Below are 17829 nucleotides of genomic sequence, written 5' to 3'. Positions count from 1 at the left end.
CGGATGAACACCATCCACCGACCCTAGAACGACGCGCTTAGTGCGTGAAAACGCGACCTCCTGGAAGAGTCCTCACAGGTCAGCGCGATGTCGGCTGGATCCGTCCCGCCCCGTGAGCCAAGTCAGGTGGGGAACAGGCCACGTACTGCATGAGTACCTGGGCGAGCCGGAGACGGTCAGCTGCGTACGGAGGACGGTCGATCAAGGGCTAGCGTGAATTACAGGGACCGTCCTCAGGGTTCATGGGCCTTGAGGACGCGCCGGCGGCCTGGTTGACCAGCAACGTCCCCTCATGACGACTCCCGTCGACCTAGCGGACGACCGCTCTCGATGAAGTCTCGATACTCATCGAACACACACCTTGGTTCACCCAGCGTCCGCCGTTGGCGCCTAGCTCCCGTTCAGCGAGCTCGGCTGCCGCGTAGAAGGCTGGAACTCATCGACCGGAAGCGACTCACACTCTTCGACTACGTGCAGTCGACCGACGAACCCTGGGGAGCGCTCCGCCGACCATATGCAACACCAACAGAGTCCGCGCCGCCCCATTCTTCAATGGCGCCAAGAAGTTGCTCGTGAGGGACGTCAGCCGAGGGCATCACCTATCTTCCGCAAGGCCGCGCGCTTGTCGTCGAGCGAGGTGTGGGCGTAGATCCTCATCGTCACCTCGATGTCGCTGTGCCCGACGATGCCGCTCGCCGAGGCGGCGTCGAAATCGGGCCCCCGGCCTCGCGCTCGTCCAGCCGGCGCGCCCTGGTGCTGCCCGAGAACGCCGACTTGGAGCAGCAGGTCCGCCCGCTGATTCCCGGCGGCCCGGCCCACGGCGCCCTGGTGACGAGCCGGACCCCGCTGACCGGAATCGACGCGGCTGGAAATTCTTGTAGCCTCCGAAGCCCACCGGCTGCTGAGCCGCATCATCGAGACGGAGGCGGAACGGGTCGTGGCGGCCGAGCGGGCGCTCGGCGCCTTTCTCAGACTCGCCGAAACCGCGGCGGACAAGTTGCCTGGTGCGCTCTGCGCAGTACTGCACGCCCCGGCACGGCGATGGCACCTGCCGCCGTCCGTCAAGGGCGGAGCACCTGCGCGACCCGCCTTCCTCCCCTTCGTGACCGAGGGGGTGCGGTCCTGGTGGCGACCAGGGTCGGTGCACCGCTGCGAGCAACGGATATCTGAGCGACGGCCCGTGGCCACCGGCCCGTCCGGCACCACGACCACGGAGGCGGGTGGCGCGGGTGCACGCGACCGCTCAGCCGGCAATCTCTTGGCCCGCCACTGCGGACACCAGGTCGTCCTGGAGCACCCTCAGCAGGGCATCCCGCTGTCCCACCGGGAAGAAATGGCCACCAGGAAGCATCCGGCTGACGAACCTCCCACGCGTCTCGCTTCGCCACCCCGCCGTCTCGTCCTGGGGCACCTGCGAATCGGCGGCGCCCCAGTAAGCGAAGACCGGACAGGTCAGCGGTTCGCGATCGGCCGGCCGGTAACGCTCCGACAGGGACACGTCCGCCCGCAGCGCGCCGAGGAGCATCCGCCGGTACTTCGGGTTCTCCAGAATGGCGGCACTCACGCCGCCGCTCTCCGAGAGTTCCGCCAGCAGCTCCTCATCCGTGGGCTCGGTACGGGACGGACGGGAGTAGAAGACCTCTGGAGCACAACAGGCGGCGGCGAACAGCGCGTCCGCCTCCGGATGCCCGCCGCCGCGCAACGCGTGGGCGAACTCCAGCCCGATCAGCGCACCCACGCTGTGGCCGAAAATGGCATAGGGACGGTCGAGCAGGTGCCCGACCTCCGCCGCGAGCGCGGCCACCAGCCGCTCCATCTCGGTGATCGGCGGTTCGCTGCGATGGAACCCCCGACCGGGCAACTCCACGGCGACGACCTCGACGGCGTCGGGCAGACGCTCACCCCAGTCGCGGAACTGCGTCGCCGTACCACCGGCGGGGGGCAGGCACAGCAGCCGGACGGCCGGTCCTCGCCGATGCGTCCACGTCACGAGCCAATCTCGCATCGTCCGGTGACGCCCCCTTCAGGAGATCTTGATGAAATGCCCGGTGGTCGGAATCTGCCGGCAACCGCGTCGCCGCTTGGTGGCGTCATCTCCCAAGCCATAGGATATTTGTGTGATGCCCCATTCCGGCGCCCGGCCGGCGGGCTCGTAGAACGTCGCCTGAAAGTGCGCTTCCGATGCATGCGGTGATTCATAGCGCGTGCCGGTAAGCATGAGAACAAGTTCGGTATCCTCTTCGGCGAATAGCGAGAACGCCTCCAGTGAACCTTGATCCTCCACACAGATCAAGCGAGTACGGCTGCCGAAAAGCTCCGCGATGCGAGAAACGAGACCTTCCGCTCCGGGGTGCGTCAAAGGCGTATTATGCCGAGTCGCATGTTCCATCAGCAGATCAACGACGGCCGGCTCCGCCGGTTCGAGCGTTCGCACGACCAGCTGTCCAGGGAACTTGGCGAACTTTCGCATCTCGTAGCGGACCGTGTTCCGCTGCTTGTATGACAGGCCCGCAGCGTAACCGTCGGCATCCGTCCAGTCCACCTGCATGACGTTCTGATTGCCCAATGGCACGGAATCGTACTTCGCGTCGGTCAGCGCCTGCGATAGCAGGTCCCCCTGAGCGCCCACGTAGAGGACCGCCACGGATCGCATTCCCGTGGTCTTGGCCCAGGACGTCAGCTCCGCGACGAAATCGGCTACACCATGGGAGGTCGACGCCTCCGGTCCGGCGAGTACAGCTTCATATTCGGGCGTCATCAGCACGGCGCAGGGCAGCACATCCTGAGGTGTCAGATCGCTCCATGGCCTGGCGGGCGCCTCCTCTCCCGGAAATCCGTCGTGGAAGAGCCGGTACGGGTCGGCGAATCTCCGCTGTGTGAGCTCACGCACAATGGTCCCCACGGTGGCGGCCACGGGGACTCCGTCACGACGAAGGGTGAAGGTATGCAGGTCGCCGGGAAGTCGCCTGGGTTCGTAGTTCAACCATGGCTCACGGAGCGGGCGGGTCCGCTCCCCCACCTCTTCGAGTTCAGCGGCGGCTACGGTGAATTCAAGCATCATCGACCTTCCTCGCGACCCACACGAGATATTCCGATCCATTGCCGAAGGGGGTACGCCGGTAATCACCGTAGAGCCCCTCGAAACGGAAGCCTGCGTCGATGATGAACCGCTGCATCTCAGCTGGATGCCGGTAGTGAATGTGCTGGACCGAGTGCTGGCGTTCGGTGACGACCCCGTCCTCGTCCAGTGTCTCCACGATTCGCCTGCGGATCGCCACCTGGGTGACCTCGTCGAAGGAACTGTAATTCCAGACGGCCTGTCTGCTTCCGGTCGTGGGATGGCGGATCTCCGTGACGAACTTCAGCCGATCCCGTTCGGCCATCATCGTGGCCATCCGGGGCACCGGCACCGCGGTCGCGAACCGGCCTCCGGGAGCGAGGTGAACATGCACCGTCTCCAGAGCCGCCCGGAGCGCCTCGTCGGTCCGCAGGAAGAACAGCGGCTGTCCCCCCATGAGCACCAACGGAAAGGTGCGTCCCAACCGCACGTTCTCCATGTCGCCCTGCACGAACTGCGCGGCGTTTTCCGACAGTCCCTGCTTCGACGCGTTCTCCCGGGCCTGATCGAGCATTCCCGTCGAGAGGTCGACCCCGACCCCCTCGCCGGCGACCTCCACGCACGGGATCAGAACGCGGCCGGTGCCACAGGCGAATTCAAGGACCGGCCCCCCGTGTTGCTTCGCGAGTTCGAGGTACAGCTCGAGATCAGGATGATTGCGCCGGCTCGGCATCAGGTCGTACAGCTCGGCCTCGGCATCGAATGACCGCGCGGCGTCGTCCTTCATGATCCCTCTCATGGTGGTCAAGTGCAGTTTGAGGCGAACGCGGCGTACATGACCCATTGTTGCCACCGAAAGAGCGTTTCGATGCTGGTCCAGCCGCTTTCATGCAGCATTTCACGCTGCTGGCGGTCTGTCAGGGGATTCAAGACCCCGCGCAGCGACCGCTCCTTGACGTAAATAGCCCTGGCCCCGATCCCCTTCTCGGCCTTGTAGTCATGCGAGCTGCAGATCGCGATCTCCTGCCAGCGCGGGTCCACCAACCGCAGCTTCTCCGCCACGATTAGGGCGCCATGGGGCTGTGACCTTTCCCGCGCATCGCGCAGTACCTTGAGCCGGTCACCGGGTTCCAGAAATTGGAGGGTGAACAGCGCAAGGGTGAGCTTGGCATCGTAATGACACAGCCCGTGCTCGATGCGGCTCGCATGATAATGCGAAGTGGCAGATGTGTCCCGAAGTTTTTCGTGAGCTATTTCCAGCATGCTCTCTTGCGAGTCGTAGAGATGAAAGTTCAGTGCCCGTTCCGGGTGGCGCTGACTTATCAGTCTCGCGGTGGTCCCCGTAGACGCTCCGAGATCCGCGATGGTCGCCTTCTCCGGTGCGAGCCAATCCGACAACCGCTCGATCAACTGCTGGACGTCGTCATAGAACGGGACGCTCAACCGTACGTGATTGTCAAAGTCATCCGCGACCTCCGCGGTGAACTCCCAGGAGCCGGGCGTCGTGAAACGATCCGTTAGGTCATCTCCCCGGAACGAATCGAGATCTCTTGGAACCGGAACATTCGCCATGATCACATCCCCTTAAACCGTAACCCTGGCACCGTATCGGATCAGGCATTCATTGATTTCGACGATTGTCTCCATATCGATCCGGTCGTCCATTGTCAGAACGCGTTCTCCATGTGTCAGATCGCGGACTCGACCGGCATTCAGAAACGGCCGCACGGGCGGATCCGTTTTCGCCAGAAGCTCTTTGACCTCCTGGCGCAGAGCCTGGTCATATGCTGGATCCCGGACCTGCGGAAAGTGACTCTTAGGTCGCCTCGCGATTGCTTCGGGAAGCGTGTCCTTCATCGCCGCCCGCAACACGCTCTTGTCGATTCCGTCCCGACTCTTCATCGACCAGGGGATGTTGAAGGCGTATTGCACGAGCCGGTGGTCGGTGAACGGTACCCTCATCTCCACGCCGGCCGCCTGCCCCACCCTGTCCCGCCGATCGAGGAGAAGCTGGGCGAAGCGGGTCAGCGCCAGATAGTTCACCTCACGCATGCGTCGCTCTTCCCCCTCCTCGCCCGGCAGCCGTGGTACCTCACGCAGGGCCTCCTGGTACCGCTGGGCCTGGTAGGACGGAACGTCGAGACGTTCCACGAGGCCAGGGTCGAGGAGAGCGGCCCCGAAGCCCGTCCGGGGATCCATACGAGCGATCCACGGGAAGGTGTCGCGGCGGACCACCTCCGCATCGTGTTGCCACCGGTATCCCCCGAAGAGTTCATCAGCCGCCTCACCCGACAAGACCGCCGCACAGGTCGGTCGCACCGCCTGGAGGAGGAGGTAGAGCGACGTGTTGAGGTCGCCCATGCCGATAGGCACATCCACCGCTTGGAGCACCGCGGCCCTCTTCCGCGGATCCATGAGGGAGAGGGTGTCGATGACGACATCGGCATGTCGTGTGGGGATGTGTCGCGTGAGTTCCCGGACGAAGGGCGCGTCCGGCGACCCGCGTTTCTCGTCCGGCTGGAATCCCTCCGTGTAGCCCACGAAATCCAGCCCGAACGTATGGAGCGCCTCGTCGCCCCGCTCCGCGAGGATGCCTGACGCAAGCGCCGCGAGCGTGCTGGAATCCAGACCGCCGGACAGCAGCGCCCCCGCCGGCGGGTCCGCGATCACCTGCCGTTCGACCGCCGATCCAAGCAGGTCACGGACGGTCTGGACCGTCGTTTCCAGGTCGTCCGTGTGCGGATGGGCCTCAAGGGACCAGTACGCCCGCGTACGCAGGCCGTTGACGTCGGCGCAAAGCTCGTGACCTGGCCGGAGTTCCCGCATGCCGCTGAATACGGCTTGTCCCGGGGTCTTGACGAAGGCGAATATCTCCCGCAAGCTCTCCGCGTCCAAGACGGATTCCGCGTACGGGTGAGACAGGATCGCCTTCGGCTCGGAGCCGAAGAGCAGTCCATCGGCGGTCCGGTAGTAGTAGAGAGGCTCCACACCGAGACGATCGCGCACCAGCAACAGCTTCTTCCGGCGTACGTCCCAAATCGCGAAGGCATAGAAGCCTTCAAGCCGTTCCGCCAGGCTCGACCCCCATTGCAGGTAGCCGCGGATGACAACCTCCGCGACGCTGTTCGTGCGGAACTCGTGACCGTGAGATACCAACTGCCTCCGCAGGTCTACCGCGTTGTAGAGCTGGCCGCTGAAGGCCACCGTCGCCAGTCCGTGACCGCTCTCCTCGAGGTACATCGGATGGTCGTCCCCTCGATGACAACGACCGAGCGCTGTTCTCGAGTCGCTCCACACCTGCGCACCTTCCGGACCACGGAGTTCGAGGGTGCCGAGCATCTTCCCAATCGTTTGCTCGGCATCGCCCAGCTTCCGATCGAACGCTACCCATCCCGCGATTCCCGTCATTCGCACCATCCCCTAAAAGCTGCGGACCTCTTGAGGTTCATGTCGTACGGCGATGGGCATCACCACCGCGGCCAGGGCCAGTCCCGCTCCCGCGATCAACCAGCCGGTCGTACCGAGCCCAATGCACAGCGCCGTCAGTACCATCGGCGCAGCGGCCTGACCGACGCCGATACCCATGGTGAACACCCCTTGGTACTGGCCGTGAAGGCCTTCCGTCGCAAGCCGGTAGGACAGTTCGAAGGATCCGACGGCGTGCAGCAACTCCCCTACGGTGTGGACTATCACCCCCACCACGATCACAGTGATGACCAACGGCACGGGCAACCCCGCACTGACCCCGATGAGAACGCAACCGGCCAGAAAGAACAGGCCGGCCCATCGAATGGATGCCGCCGCGGCCCGAGTCGAGGCCGCGTACTTGGCCGCCATCACTTGGAACAGGATGACCATTCCGGTGTTTATCACCAGCGTGACCGTAATGAGGATCCGGGGTGCATCGATCGATTCGACGATCCACAAGGGGAGGATCAGCGTGGGAATCGAGGCCTGGAGGAAGATGACCGCGTTGAGCGCGGTGACGACCAGATAGCGCCGGTCCTTCAACGCGGTGAACCGGGAGGAACGCGATGAATCGGTCCCGGAGCGGACGTTCGGGATCCCGCGGAGGAGCACGCTCGCAGACAGGAAGGTAACCGCGTCGAACACCAGCGCGGCCATATAGACCGTCCGGGTGTCCGCCTGGATGACAAAACCACCGAGCAGGGTCCCGAAGACCAGTCCCGCATTCGTCGCGGCTCGGATGTACGCGCGGTTGCGCGTCCGGTCCGCCCCCTCGGCGAGTACGCCGACCAGTGCCCCGCCCACGGCGTGAACGGCCGTCATCGCCAGCGCGTTCAGACAGACCACGAGTGTGAAGGTGATGATATTGGCGATGAATATGAGCCCGATCGAGGCCATGGCCTGTACCGCAAGCGCGATCATGAGCACGTTGCGAGGCCCGTAGGCGTCCGCGAGGTGCCCGAGGGGGATGCTCGCCAGCAGGCCGACGATGCCGGCGATGGTGAGGCCGACCCCCACCTGTGTCGGAGGAAGCCCCACCGACCGGATCAGGTAGACGGGAATCACGCCGAGCGAGACGCCATTGCCGATCGTGTTGATCAGCATGGCGGTCGTGAGAATCCGGAAGGGGCCGCGGGGCGGCAACAAGCTCTCTCTCATGCCGGGGCGTCAACCGCGCCGGCCTGCCAGTCGATGGCCACGGGGAGTCTCCGATATCCCTGGATCAGATTGGAGCGCGTTCGGACGGGCGGTTCCGCCGGGGTGACGGCCCGGCTGCGGGCCGCCAGTGCCGCGAACAGTCGGCTGCTCTCCATCCGGGCGAGCTGTGCCCCGACGCAGTGGTGAACCCCGTGTCCGAGGGCGAGGTGCGGGTTGGCGCCACGGTCCCAGCGGAAATTCTCCGGATCGGGGAAGACCCGGGGGTCGCGGTTGGCCGCGGCCAGCCATGCGACGACGGCCTCGCCCTCCTGGATCCGCTGTCCATGAAGGATCGTGTCCTCCGTGGCGACCCGCAGGACGTGCATTCCAGGCGACACCCAGCGCAGGAGTTCCTCGGTCACCGCCCGGTGCGCATCCGGCCGGTCCCGCACCACATCGAGAAGGCCGGGAACCTCCGCGGCGGCGTGGAACACGCCGCACATCAGGTGGCGCGAGGTCTGGTTGCCGCCGATGAGAAGGTTGTAGCAGTTGGTGAGTACCTCGTCGACGCCCAGCTCACCAGAGGTGATCAGGGCGCTGATGAGGTCGACGCCGGGGTTGCGGCGGCATTCGTCCACCCGGTCGTTGAAGTAGAAGAAGATGTCCGTATGAGCGTCCGTGGTCGCCGTGCCGGCGGATTCGCTGTCGGGGCTGGCGAACGCCTTGTCGGTGAGCTCGATCAGGTAGTCGCGGTCGGCCTGCGGTACGCCGAGCAGTTCGCATACGACAGCGGCCGGCAACGTCGGCCCGATGCCCTGGGCCACGTCGACCACGTCGTCCTCGGCGGCGGCGGTGAGCAGCCGCGCCACCTCGCTGTCGATGAAGGAACCGAGCCGCTGCAGCGCGGACGGCGTCAGGAAGCGCCCCAGCACTCGGCGGAGACGCTTGTGGGCTGCGCCGTCGGTGGCCACGATCATCTTGCCCCCGCCGCGGTCGGGGTTGCTCTTGTCGAAGCCGATCAGCATCCCGTACTCGGAGGTGACCGGCTTCCCGGGAGCGAGGAGCTCCTGGCAGGCCCGATGGGAGAAGGCGGACCAGAACCCCGATGGCGACCAGCCGGGATCGCTTCGCACGATCCGATCGTCCGCGAGAAAGTCCTGCCACATCTCATATCGCTTTTCGCTGGCATAGAGATCCGGATCGCCGAGATCCACTGTTGTGCTCCTTTATTGCCCTCGAAGGCTGCGGGGCCGCATGTCGGTCCAGGTCCGCTCGATCCAGGCCAGGCAGTCGTCTTTTGTTCCGCGCTTATCGAGCGCGCGCCACCCCGGAGGGATTTCGTGATCTTCGGGCCACGTCGAATACTGTTCTTCGTCATTGACGACCACGACGTACATTCCTGGACTCCCTTCAAATGTCGGCCGCTGCCTTGCGCAGCCACTCGGTCATGCTGAAGCCGATGCGGCGGGCATCGTCGGTGTCGAGGCAGTCCGTCCGGACCGTCAACCGCGCCTCATAGCCGCCGTCGTCCCTCGGGGACAACAGGCAGCCGAGCGGAAAGGCCGTGAGAGGCGGCGGCATCGCGAACGGCTCCGAACGGTGGCCGGAGACGTCGAGCCGCGGCGTGGGGTGAGGATCCACCGTGAACATGACCTGGTACAGCGGCGACGAGGTCAGGCGCTCGGGGTTGACCATCCGGACCACCTCGCCGAGCGAGATGTCTTGAGCGGCCAGCGCGGAGGTCACCGCGGCGTTGGCGTGCGCTATGGCCGACGCCGGCGACCAGGAGGGGTTTCTCAGCCGCACGCACACGACGTCGATCAGGCAGTCCACGGCCCGGTCCAGCACATCGTCGCCGCGCCGGTTGACCGGAAGGCCGACGCCGAAGTCGTCGGCGCCGGTGCGCGTGGCGATGGCCGCCGCAAACCCGGTGAGGAGGACCACGAAGCGAGTGGCACCGGTGGCGGCGGCCACCCTGTCGCAGGATTCGACGACGTCGACCGGGATGTCCAGATCGGTGCGCTCCGCAGGGCCCGCCGGCGTGACCGCTGGTCGACCGATCTCGAGCACGGGAAGATCTCGGAGTTCCCGGCGCCACCACTGCCGTTGGGTTTCGAGGTCCACCGACGCCGCACGCGTTGTCAGCGCATGCCGTACAGCCGAGGGTGAGGGAGCCTCGCCGCCGAACGCGGGGGCGCGTCCGGCGCACCGGGCCGTGTACGCGGCCGCCAGGTCCGAAACGGCGATCTGCTCCGCGACGCCGTCCCAGGCCACATGGTGAACGGCCAGTCCGACGAGGCTGCGTCCCGCTCGGCCGATGGGTGTGATCGTCGCTCTGAGCACCTCTCCGTCCCACGGCCGGAGGGGTCGCGTAAGCGCCGCGTATGCGATCTCACGTGCCTCGTCGTCGTCGGCCGCACGGCGCGTCTCCAACGTCGAGGCGGATCCGGGCGCGGAGGTGTCCATCTCGGCGCGTTCGCCCCATCGGTAGCGCGCCGCGAGGGCCGGGTGGCGGGTGACGAGGTCGTCCACGGCCGCCTCGAAGGCGTCGGCGCACAGATCGCCCACGTACCAGCCGACCAGGCACAGCGACGTCTCGGGGGCCACCAGCTCGTCCGAGAGCAGAAAGCCCACCTGGGCCGGGGTCAACTCCGCGGGGACCTTCGCGTCGTCGTGCCCGCTCGCCGGATCGGCCGCTCGCTCCGGGGCCTGGCCCAGCCATCCGGCGAGCCCGTCCACGGTGGGGCGCGCGACCAGGACCGAGAAGGGGACGACGCGACCAGTGGCACGCCCGATCCGGCCGCACGCCGCGATGCCGTGGAGCGAGCTGACGCCCTGTTCGAACACCGACCGCCGCGCGTCGAAGGGGCCCGGCACGATGCGCTGGAACTCGCGCCGCACGAGGTCCTCGACGGACGTCGCGGGATCGGAGGGGGACGGGCCCCGGCCGTCTTCGACGATGTCCCGGCATTCCGCGTCCAGCGCCGCCCGGTCGAGCTTGCCGTTGTGCAGGAGCGGCCACGAGGTGCGGTGCCAGAAGCGGTCGGGGAGCAGGTGGGCCGGGAGGCTGCGGGCCAACTCGGACCGCAGCTCCGGCTCCTCGCGTGGCCGCCCATCGTCCGTCGAGTACAGGGCGAGGAGTCCATCGTCCGGACCGGCGTCGCCCACACGGACGACGACGCAGGAGCTGACACCGGGGATGGACGCGATCTCGCGCTCGATCTCCTCGGGCGCCACGCGATACCCCCTGATCTTCACTTCACGGTCGCTACGGCCAACGAAGATCAAGACCCCGTTTTCATCCCAGTAGCCGCGATCCCCGGTCCGGTAGAGGCGCCGGCGCAGGCCGTCGACCGTTCGCCATGCGAAGCGTTCCGCCGTGCCCTGCGGGTCACCGAGGTAGCCGAGCGCCAGGCGCGGTCCTCCCAGATGGATCTCGCCGACGTCGCCCGGGGCGCAGGGCCGTCCGGACTCGGCGAGCACCAGGACGGCGGTGTCGGCCACCGGGCGCCCGATCGGAATCCCCTCGGGACGATCGCAGTCGGCCGGCGTGATCCGGTGGGTCGTGGCGAAGACCGTGCATTCGACGGGGCCGTATCCGTTGATGAGCGCGGTGTCGGGGTACTCGCCGAGAAAGCGGCGGACGTGGATCGGAGACAGCCGCTCACCACCGATGATCAGCTGCCGCAGACCACGGAACGCTCCGATGTCCTCCTCGACGAGCACGTTGAAGAGCGACCCGCTGGCCCAGGCCGTGTCACATCCGCGATCCCCGATGAGGTGGCGCAGAGCGGCGGCGTCGAGCACCTCGGCCTCGTTGACCGCGATGCTCCCACCGCTGATCAGCGGGGCCCACAGTTCGAGTCCGAAGGCGTCCCAGGACACCGGCGACGACACGGCGGTGACATGTCCCGGGCCGAACTCGGCGAACTCGCTCCCGGTGACGAGCCGGGTCATCGCGCCGTGCGGGGAGACGACCGCCTTGGGCAGCCCTGAACTCCCCGAGGTCAGGAAGATCTGTGCGGGGCGGCCGTCGGCGCCGAGCCCGTCGGCCGGGTGTTCGGGGCCGGTGAGGCGCGGACCGCTCGGAAACGAGACGCCGACTCCGGAGCCGTCAGGGGTCCCGTCACCGACCACCAGAGGGCCGCCCAGACGCGCCAGGACCGCGTCCCGGCGGGCCTCCGGCCACCGGTGATCGAGGACCGAATAGGCGGCGCCCGCCTTCAACAGCCCCAGCAGCACGGTCACCAACTCGACCGAGCGCGGCACCATGACCGCCACCCGGTCGTGGTGACGTACACCGGCGTCGTGCAGACGCCCCGCCACGTCGGCCGCCCATCGATCGAGGGTGCGGTAGGTGACGTTCGCGCCGCCGTCCCGGATCGCGATCCCCTCGGGGTGCCGCTGCGCCTGCAGCGAAACCAGGCGGTCGATCGTCGCTGGGGTGGACGTGGCGACGTTCACCGGCGCGCCTCCCCCGCGGGATCGGCCGCCCCGGGCGCGATGTAGAGCGTGCCGCTGGACCAGACGTAATCGCACTGCCCCCACTCGATGGCCGACCCGGCGTCAGGGAAGAAGCCCCGTCCCGCATGATTCGCGCTCGTGTTGCACAGGACGGGGATACCGGTCCGGTCGCGGTACTCACGCAGGACCTCACCGACCCGCGACCCGTTCCCAGGACCGACCGTCTGGAGGCGGGCGGTCCCGTCATGGTGGACGACCGCGGGGATCCGGCCCGCCCATTCCGCCCGGACACGGTGGTCGAAGAGCATGTAGGGGTCGGGCGTTCCCGGATCGAACACGCCGAGGGCGTCCTCGACCAGGCAGATCGGGGCCACCGGGCGGTAATGTTCGCGCCCCTTCATCTTGTTGAGGCGGTCCCGCATCCGGGGGTCGGTGCACGGAGCGAGGATGCTCCGGTTGCCCAGAGCGCGGGGTCCGAGCTCGGCCAGACCGTCGACCACGACGACCGGCTCGCCCACCTCGGCCAGCAGCTCCGCCAGCCCGGCCGCGTCGCAGGTCCGCCGTCGCCATGGCAGGTCGCGGACCGGGCCGGGGCTCGGCCCGGCATAGACGCTCCACTCGACGACCGGGTCCCCGCCCCCCACGACGTGGTGGGTCATGGCCGCGCCGATCGCCGATCCGGCGTCGTTGGGGAACGGGGGCACCCACATGGCGTCGAACAGCCCGCTGCCCCGCAGTGTGCTGTTCCACTTGATGTTCAGGGCGCAGCCGCCCACGAAGACCAGGTTGTGGCACCCGCCGCCTTCCCTGGCGAGTACGCGCTTGAGCGAGTCGACGAGCTCGCCGCCCAGGTACGCCTGGAAGCTCGCGATCAGGTCGGCGTCGGTCAGGGATGGGAAGAGCTCGTCACGCCGGCGGCGGGTCTCACGGCCGAGGACGACTCCGCCCTCGATCGAGAAGGCGTCATCTCTGTCGAGCAACCGCTCGAAGACCGGATACGTGTCCTCCTCGGCGCGGCCGAGCCCCGCGTAGGCCATGGCCTTGCCGGCGATGGCGGAAGGCCGGGTGCGTCCGGCTTCTCGCTGCTCGCGCTCGTACTGCGCCCGGTACTCCTCGCATTGGCCCGCGAACTCCGCGAAGGCGTTGCCGTAGATCGGGAACAGCGGGCCCATACTGCGCACGGCCAGGCTCGCGCTCGCAGGGTCGAGCCTCGGGTTCGCGGGTTCGATGTGGTACAGCAGCGGCAGCATGCCGCCGTCCCACACGAGAACGTATGCGGGCGCGCCATCGCGTGCGAACGGACTCGTGCAGTAGCCCGACAGCATGTGGTCGGTGGCGTGGTGGTAGCTCGCGTAGGGGCGCGCCTCGTGACCGGACCAAGGCGCGGCGGCGGTGTACGCCCGCAGGGGGTCGGCCCCCGCGCGGTCCTCGTGGTAGGGGGCCACCGCGACGTCGATCCCGCCGGGGCCGTGCCCGAGCCGAACCGTCGTATGGTCCTGGCCCGGTGCCGCATGCCAGCCGTCGACGGCGATCGCCTCCACGTCATCGAGCGCCACCCCCTGGTCGGCGAGCACCGACGCGATGGTCCCGACGTCGTCGATCTCGGCATGGCGGTGCCGGTTGGCGACCTTCTCCATCTCGACGCTGAAGACCAGCCGTGTCCCGTCCAGCAGCGCGATACCACCGTCGTGGGTGAGCTTCAAGCCGAGAACTTTCATGGGGTCTGAACCTCCATCGCTGCGGAACGGCCGAGCAGGTCCAGCGCGTCGCTGGTAAGGAGGTCGGGTCGCTCGACGAGCAGCCTGGCCGCCTCCGGGAGGGCCCGCATGACCCCCTGGGCGAACTCCGGCGCCACATGGTGGGGATCGGAGATGCATTCGAGTTCGTACCGGCCGTTCCGCTCGTGAACGATGATCGCGAGAGGGACGCGGTTCTCCGGCATGTCGATGGGCACGGCCTCCGTCCGCACACCCGCCAGTTCGAGCGGCGGATTGGGCAGATTGATCATGTTGAACACGATCTGCGTGTACGGCGACCGAACGGATCGGGAGCGCGGAGGGCGGACCGCGGAGACGATCCTGCTGAACGGGACCTCCTGGTTCATGAAGGCGTCCAGCGTCGACTCGCGGACCGCGCCCGCGTACTCCGTCAGAGTGCCGCGCGCGTCGATCGTGAGCCGCACGGGCAGCAGATCGGCGAAGAGTCCGATGACCTGGGACGCCGCGGCGCCACGGCGCCCGATGTGGGGGCACGCGACGACCACGTCGTCCACGCCGGTGGCGGCGGCCAGGCTCAGCCCGAGCGAAGCGAGAAGCAGCATGAAGGGCGTCGAGTCATGCGTCCCCGCGGACCGGCGCAGAGCGTCCGCCAGCGTGTAGTCGAGCGAGTGGTGGGCGATCGACGCGCGATCGTCGCGGGGGTCGTCGGCGTCCGGTGCGACGTCGGCCGCCGGCAGGTCGATCGATACCGGCGCATCCTTGAGACGCTCCGTCCAGTAGTTGATCTGGTCGGCGAGTTCCCCTCCCTCCAGCCTGCGAAGCTCCTCGGCCACCACGTCCGCGTAGCGGGGCACCGGCTGGGCGGGGGGCTTGGGGGCGCCCGCCGTGAGAGCGGCGTACTCCACACGCAGTTCGTCGAGGAACATCGCGCGTGACCATCCGTCGAACACGATGTGATGGATGGTGAAGACCAGGACCGCGTCACCGTCGGCCAGATTCAGCACGGCCACCCGGAGCAGCGAAGGGCTGGACAGGTCGAACGGCTCCTCGCGCCTGGCCTCCGCCCACGCACGGATGTCACCGTCGGACCAGGTCGATTCAGGGTGGGCGTCGGTCCGCGCGAAGGGTATGTCGATCCCCTCGGGGGCGGCGACGGTGACGACCGGTCGGCCCTTCTGCGTGGTGAACGAGTACCGAAGGGCGTCATGGCGGCGAACGATCTCCGTGACGGCGCGTTGGAGCGCGTCCAGGTCCAGCCGGCCTCGGACACGGTAGACGATCGAGCTGTTGTAGTCGGCGCCCTCCGGCTTCAGCCGGTGCAGCAACCACAGGTCCTGCTGGGCGGGCGAGGCGACCGCGGGGCCACGACTCTCCTCAGCCGCGGGCGTCCGGCTGCGCTCGATCTCCTCGGCCTGAGCCTTCAGCGTCCGCGTCCTGAAGACGCTGCGCAACGACAGCCTCACCCCGAACGTGCTCTCGACGCGGGCCACCAGCCGTGCGGCGATCAGGGAGTACCCGCCGAGGGCGAAGAAGTCGTCGTCCGGCCCGACATGATCGAGGTTCAGCAGATCGCACCAGATCTCGGCGAGACCGGCTTCGACGTCCCCTCCCGCCGCCGGCCCCGTCCCGTTCTGAGAAGTCGGCCCCGAGGTGCGCGAGGGAATGGGCAACGCCGCAACGTCCACCTTCCGGTTCGGCAGGAGGGGCAACGCGTCGAGGACCACGATCTCCGAGGGCAGGGCGTAATACGGCAGAGCACGTGCGAGGGTCTCCCGGACCCGCTCGACGTCGAGATCCGGGGCTCCCTCGACGAAGAGGACCAGCCTCGGCGACCCCGGCACATCCTCGACGGCGCGGGCGACTGCGGCGCGGACGCCTTCGGCCGCATGGGCGGCCGCCGCCGTCTCCGCCGGCTCCACCCGGTACCCCCGGATCTTGACCTGGTGGTCGGTGCGACCGTGGAACTCGATGTTCCCGTCCGGGAGGGCGCGACCGCGGTCACCGGTGCGGTACAGAACCCCTCCGGGGGCGCCGTAGGGATCCGGGACGTACCGTTCGGCCGTCATCCGCGGCCGGTCGAGGAAACCCCGGCTCACCTGCGGGCCCCCGATGTATATGTCTCCCACCTCGCCGGGGGGCGTATGGCGCAGTTCCGAGTCCAGTATCCGGAGCTCGACGGAATCCAGGGGGCGTCCGATCGGCACGACGTCACCGGCCGGCCCCCCGGCCTCCACGGGATAGGCGGTCGAGATACAGCTGGTCTCGGTCGGCCCGTAGTGATGGACGAAGGAGGTGGTGGGCCCGCCGGCGGCACGCACCGTGGCGGCGTCGGCGGGTTCGCCGCCGAACAGGACCTTGGGCACCGCGGCCAAGGTCTCCGGATACAGCGTGGCGAGCTGGTGGAACAGGGAACTCGTCAACGACAAGGTCGTGACCTGCTGAACCGCGAGCTCCTCCGCCAGGCGGTCGACCGAGAGCTGCGCATCCGGCGATGCGAGGAACACCGCCGCGCCGTGCATCAGGGGGCCGAGGACATCGAGGATGACGGCATCGAACGACGTGCTCAGCACGTGGCCGACGATCTCTCCCGCGCTGTGCCGCAACGGCCCGGGGTCGTCCAGGAACGCCATCACGTTGGCGTGGGAGAGCATCACCCCCTTCGGTTTGCCGGTCGAGCCCGAGGTGTAGAGGACGAGCGCGAGGTTCCCGCCGTCCCTGCGCTCCGGTTCGCCGCCGTCCGCCGCTTCCTCTACCGACTCGAGCTCGATGACCTTGATGTCCCCAGGAAGATCCTTCGCCAGATCGCCGTCCGCCAGCACGGTGCGGCAGCGGGCGTCACGCAGCATCGTCGCGGTTCGTTCGAGTGGGTGGATCGGGTCGAGGGGCATCGCCGCGCCCCCGCCGCGCAGTACGCCCAGCAGGGCGGGGACCATTCGAGGCCTCCGCGCCGAGTACACGGCGATCCGGTCCTCATCCAGCCTTCCGAGGCGAGCCGCGATCGTCGCCGAGAGCGACCACACCTCCGCATAGGTCAGGTCGCCGTGCGGGCTGAACACCGCCGTCGTATCCGGCCTGGCACGAACCTGCTCGGCCACCCGCGCATGGATGGAAAAAGCCGTCATAGGGCCCTCCGCTAATGATCGATCTCAGATCAGGTCCAGAAAACGGTGGTTCTTTCATCGATCGGGCCGAACAGGGCGGCGACCGTCGCACGGTAACTGCTGTTCGCCTCTACCGCATGGATATGGGCGCTGTGCAGTACGTAGAGGTCACCGGGCCGCACAGAGATCCAACGAAATTCGAACCCCTCCAAACTTGAGTCACTGTACGGCCCACCTGACTCGCGGGTGCCCATGCGAATCCGGGAGGCCATATCCGGAATGACATTCCAAATGCCGAGGCGGCCGTCCTCCCCATTGGCCAGGCACAGGTTGGCGGCGCAGATCCGGTCACCGACAGCACTGATTTCGAAGCCTTCCTGGCGAGGCTCGGTACACTGCGACGAATCCTCATGGGGGACCAGGGAGTAGGCCCCCTGACCCGACCACGAACGAACGATTCCCGCACAGCTTCGCCGGTCGCCGTGCATGGCGGGCCGAAGTTCCATACGGCGCTCTGCCAGTACGGCGGCGAGATCTCGGTGAAACTTCCGCCAAGGGCTGCCCGGCCGGTCGATGACGCGCTTGACCGCCTCGTCCACGGCCTCGCATTCGCCAAGGTAGCGGTCGGGCTCTTTGAGGTAATGATAGGCGCCGACGTATTCGCTCTCCGCCACATCATCTCGGTGCGTGAGCGCCGGGGAGGACTTGAATTCCTTCAGAATCGAGGACGTCGACTCCGCATCGGCGTAGCCTCGCAGAACGCAGCCGACCCGTCGACCGGCGAGGACATCGTCGACAAGGGACATGTCGGGCGCGTCCGATTCCCGGAAATCGAAATAATCATCGTCGCCCGACCATCCTGTAACGGTCATTCGCGCCGCCC

At 67.4% G+C, this 17829-nt stretch carries 13 protein-coding genes; all 13 read right to left on the bottom strand.

Annotated features, from left to right (window positions below; translation table 11 throughout):
* Positions 1-582: 582 nt before the first annotated feature.
* A complete protein-coding gene (locus tag E1285_RS23370) occupies positions 583-819 on the bottom strand; it encodes a hypothetical protein (protein ID WP_132155517.1) in 237 nt (78 codons plus the stop codon).
* 424 nt (positions 820-1243) lie between these two features.
* Positions 1244-2005, bottom strand: coding sequence for an alpha/beta fold hydrolase (locus E1285_RS23365; protein ID WP_132155515.1), 762 nt, complete (start codon positions 2003-2005; stop codon positions 1244-1246).
* 18 nt (positions 2006-2023) lie between these two features.
* Positions 2024-3061 carry a GNAT family N-acetyltransferase gene (locus E1285_RS23360; RefSeq protein ID WP_165966721.1) on the bottom strand — a complete coding sequence of 346 codons (1038 nt, stop codon included), beginning with the start codon at positions 3059-3061 and terminating at the stop codon, positions 2024-2026.
* Positions 3051-3845: a class I SAM-dependent methyltransferase gene (locus E1285_RS23355; RefSeq protein ID WP_165966720.1), complete on the bottom strand. Its 795-nt coding sequence runs from the start codon at positions 3843-3845 to the stop codon at positions 3051-3053. The genes E1285_RS23360 and E1285_RS23355 overlap by 11 nt, the downstream gene beginning before the upstream one ends.
* A gap of 17 nt (positions 3846-3862) precedes the next feature.
* Positions 3863-4630 (bottom strand): methyltransferase domain-containing protein, encoded by a 768-nt coding sequence (locus E1285_RS23350; protein WP_132155509.1) that lies wholly within the window; start codon positions 4628-4630, stop codon positions 3863-3865.
* A gap of 12 nt (positions 4631-4642) precedes the next feature.
* A complete protein-coding gene (gene asnB, locus E1285_RS23345) occupies positions 4643-6466 on the bottom strand; it encodes an asparagine synthase (glutamine-hydrolyzing) (RefSeq protein WP_132155507.1) in 1824 nt (607 codons plus the stop codon).
* 12 nt (positions 6467-6478) lie between these two features.
* A complete protein-coding gene (locus E1285_RS23340; RefSeq protein WP_165966719.1) occupies positions 6479-7630 on the bottom strand; it encodes an MFS transporter in 1152 nt (383 codons plus the stop codon).
* Positions 7631-7680: 50 nt separating this feature from the next.
* Positions 7681-8796 (bottom strand): cytochrome P450, encoded by a 1116-nt coding sequence (locus E1285_RS23335; RefSeq protein ID WP_165966718.1) that lies wholly within the window; start codon positions 8794-8796, stop codon positions 7681-7683.
* A gap of 93 nt (positions 8797-8889) precedes the next feature.
* Entirely contained in the window at positions 8890-9060 is a 171-nt protein-coding gene (locus E1285_RS23330) for an MbtH family NRPS accessory protein (RefSeq protein ID WP_132155501.1), read from the bottom strand.
* A gap of 13 nt (positions 9061-9073) precedes the next feature.
* Positions 9074-12127, bottom strand: coding sequence for an amino acid adenylation domain-containing protein (locus tag E1285_RS23325; RefSeq protein WP_165966717.1), 3054 nt, complete (start codon positions 12125-12127; stop codon positions 9074-9076).
* On the bottom strand, positions 12124-13845 hold the full coding sequence (locus tag E1285_RS23320; RefSeq protein ID WP_132155497.1) for a carbamoyltransferase N-terminal domain-containing protein: 1722 nt from the start codon (positions 13843-13845) through the stop codon (positions 12124-12126). Before E1285_RS23320 ends, E1285_RS23325 begins: the two co-directional genes overlap by 4 nt.
* On the bottom strand, positions 13842-16967 hold the full coding sequence (locus tag E1285_RS23315) for a non-ribosomal peptide synthetase (RefSeq protein WP_132155495.1): 3126 nt from the start codon (positions 16965-16967) through the stop codon (positions 13842-13844). The genes E1285_RS23320 and E1285_RS23315 overlap by 4 nt, the downstream gene beginning before the upstream one ends.
* Positions 16968-16996: 29 nt before the next feature.
* Positions 16997-17818, bottom strand: coding sequence for a hypothetical protein (locus E1285_RS23310; protein WP_132155493.1), 822 nt, complete (start codon positions 17816-17818; stop codon positions 16997-16999).
* Between the last annotated feature and the right edge of the window lie 11 nt (positions 17819-17829).

It is taken from the genome of Actinomadura sp. 7K507 (assembly GCF_004348425.1).
Taxonomy (GTDB): domain Bacteria; phylum Actinomycetota; class Actinomycetes; order Streptosporangiales; family Streptosporangiaceae; genus Spirillospora.
Note: the sequence above shows the minus strand (reverse complement) of the source record. Positions and strands in the feature narration are given on the sequence as shown.

Excerpts from the sequence above, each read along its gene's own strand:
- E1285_RS23320 (WP_132155497.1), bottom strand. The coding sequence starts at position 13,845 with ATGAAAGTTCTCGGCTTGAAGCTCACCCACGACGGTGGTATCGCGCTG.
- E1285_RS23315 (WP_132155495.1), bottom strand. The coding sequence starts at position 16,967 with ATGACGGCTTTTTCCATCCATGCGCGGGTGGCCGAGCAGGTTCGTGCC.
- E1285_RS23355 (WP_165966720.1), bottom strand. The coding sequence starts at position 3,845 with ATGAAGGACGACGCCGCGCGGTCATTCGATGCCGAGGCCGAGCTGTAC.
- E1285_RS23365 (WP_132155515.1), bottom strand. The coding sequence starts at position 2,005 with ATGCGAGATTGGCTCGTGACGTGGACGCATCGGCGAGGACCGGCCGTC.
- E1285_RS23340 (WP_165966719.1), bottom strand. The coding sequence starts at position 7,630 with ATGCTGATCAACACGATCGGCAATGGCGTCTCGCTCGGCGTGATTCCC.
- E1285_RS23350 (WP_132155509.1), bottom strand. The coding sequence starts at position 4,630 with ATGGCGAATGTTCCGGTTCCAAGAGATCTCGATTCGTTCCGGGGAGAT.
- E1285_RS23330 (WP_132155501.1), bottom strand. The coding sequence starts at position 9,060 with ATGTACGTCGTGGTCGTCAATGACGAAGAACAGTATTCGACGTGGCCC.
- asnB (WP_132155507.1), bottom strand. The coding sequence starts at position 6,466 with ATGACGGGAATCGCGGGATGGGTAGCGTTCGATCGGAAGCTGGGCGAT.
- E1285_RS23360 (WP_165966721.1), bottom strand. The coding sequence starts at position 3,061 with ATGATGCTTGAATTCACCGTAGCCGCCGCTGAACTCGAAGAGGTGGGG.
- E1285_RS23310 (WP_132155493.1), bottom strand. The coding sequence starts at position 17,818 with ATGACCGTTACAGGATGGTCGGGCGACGATGATTATTTCGATTTCCGG.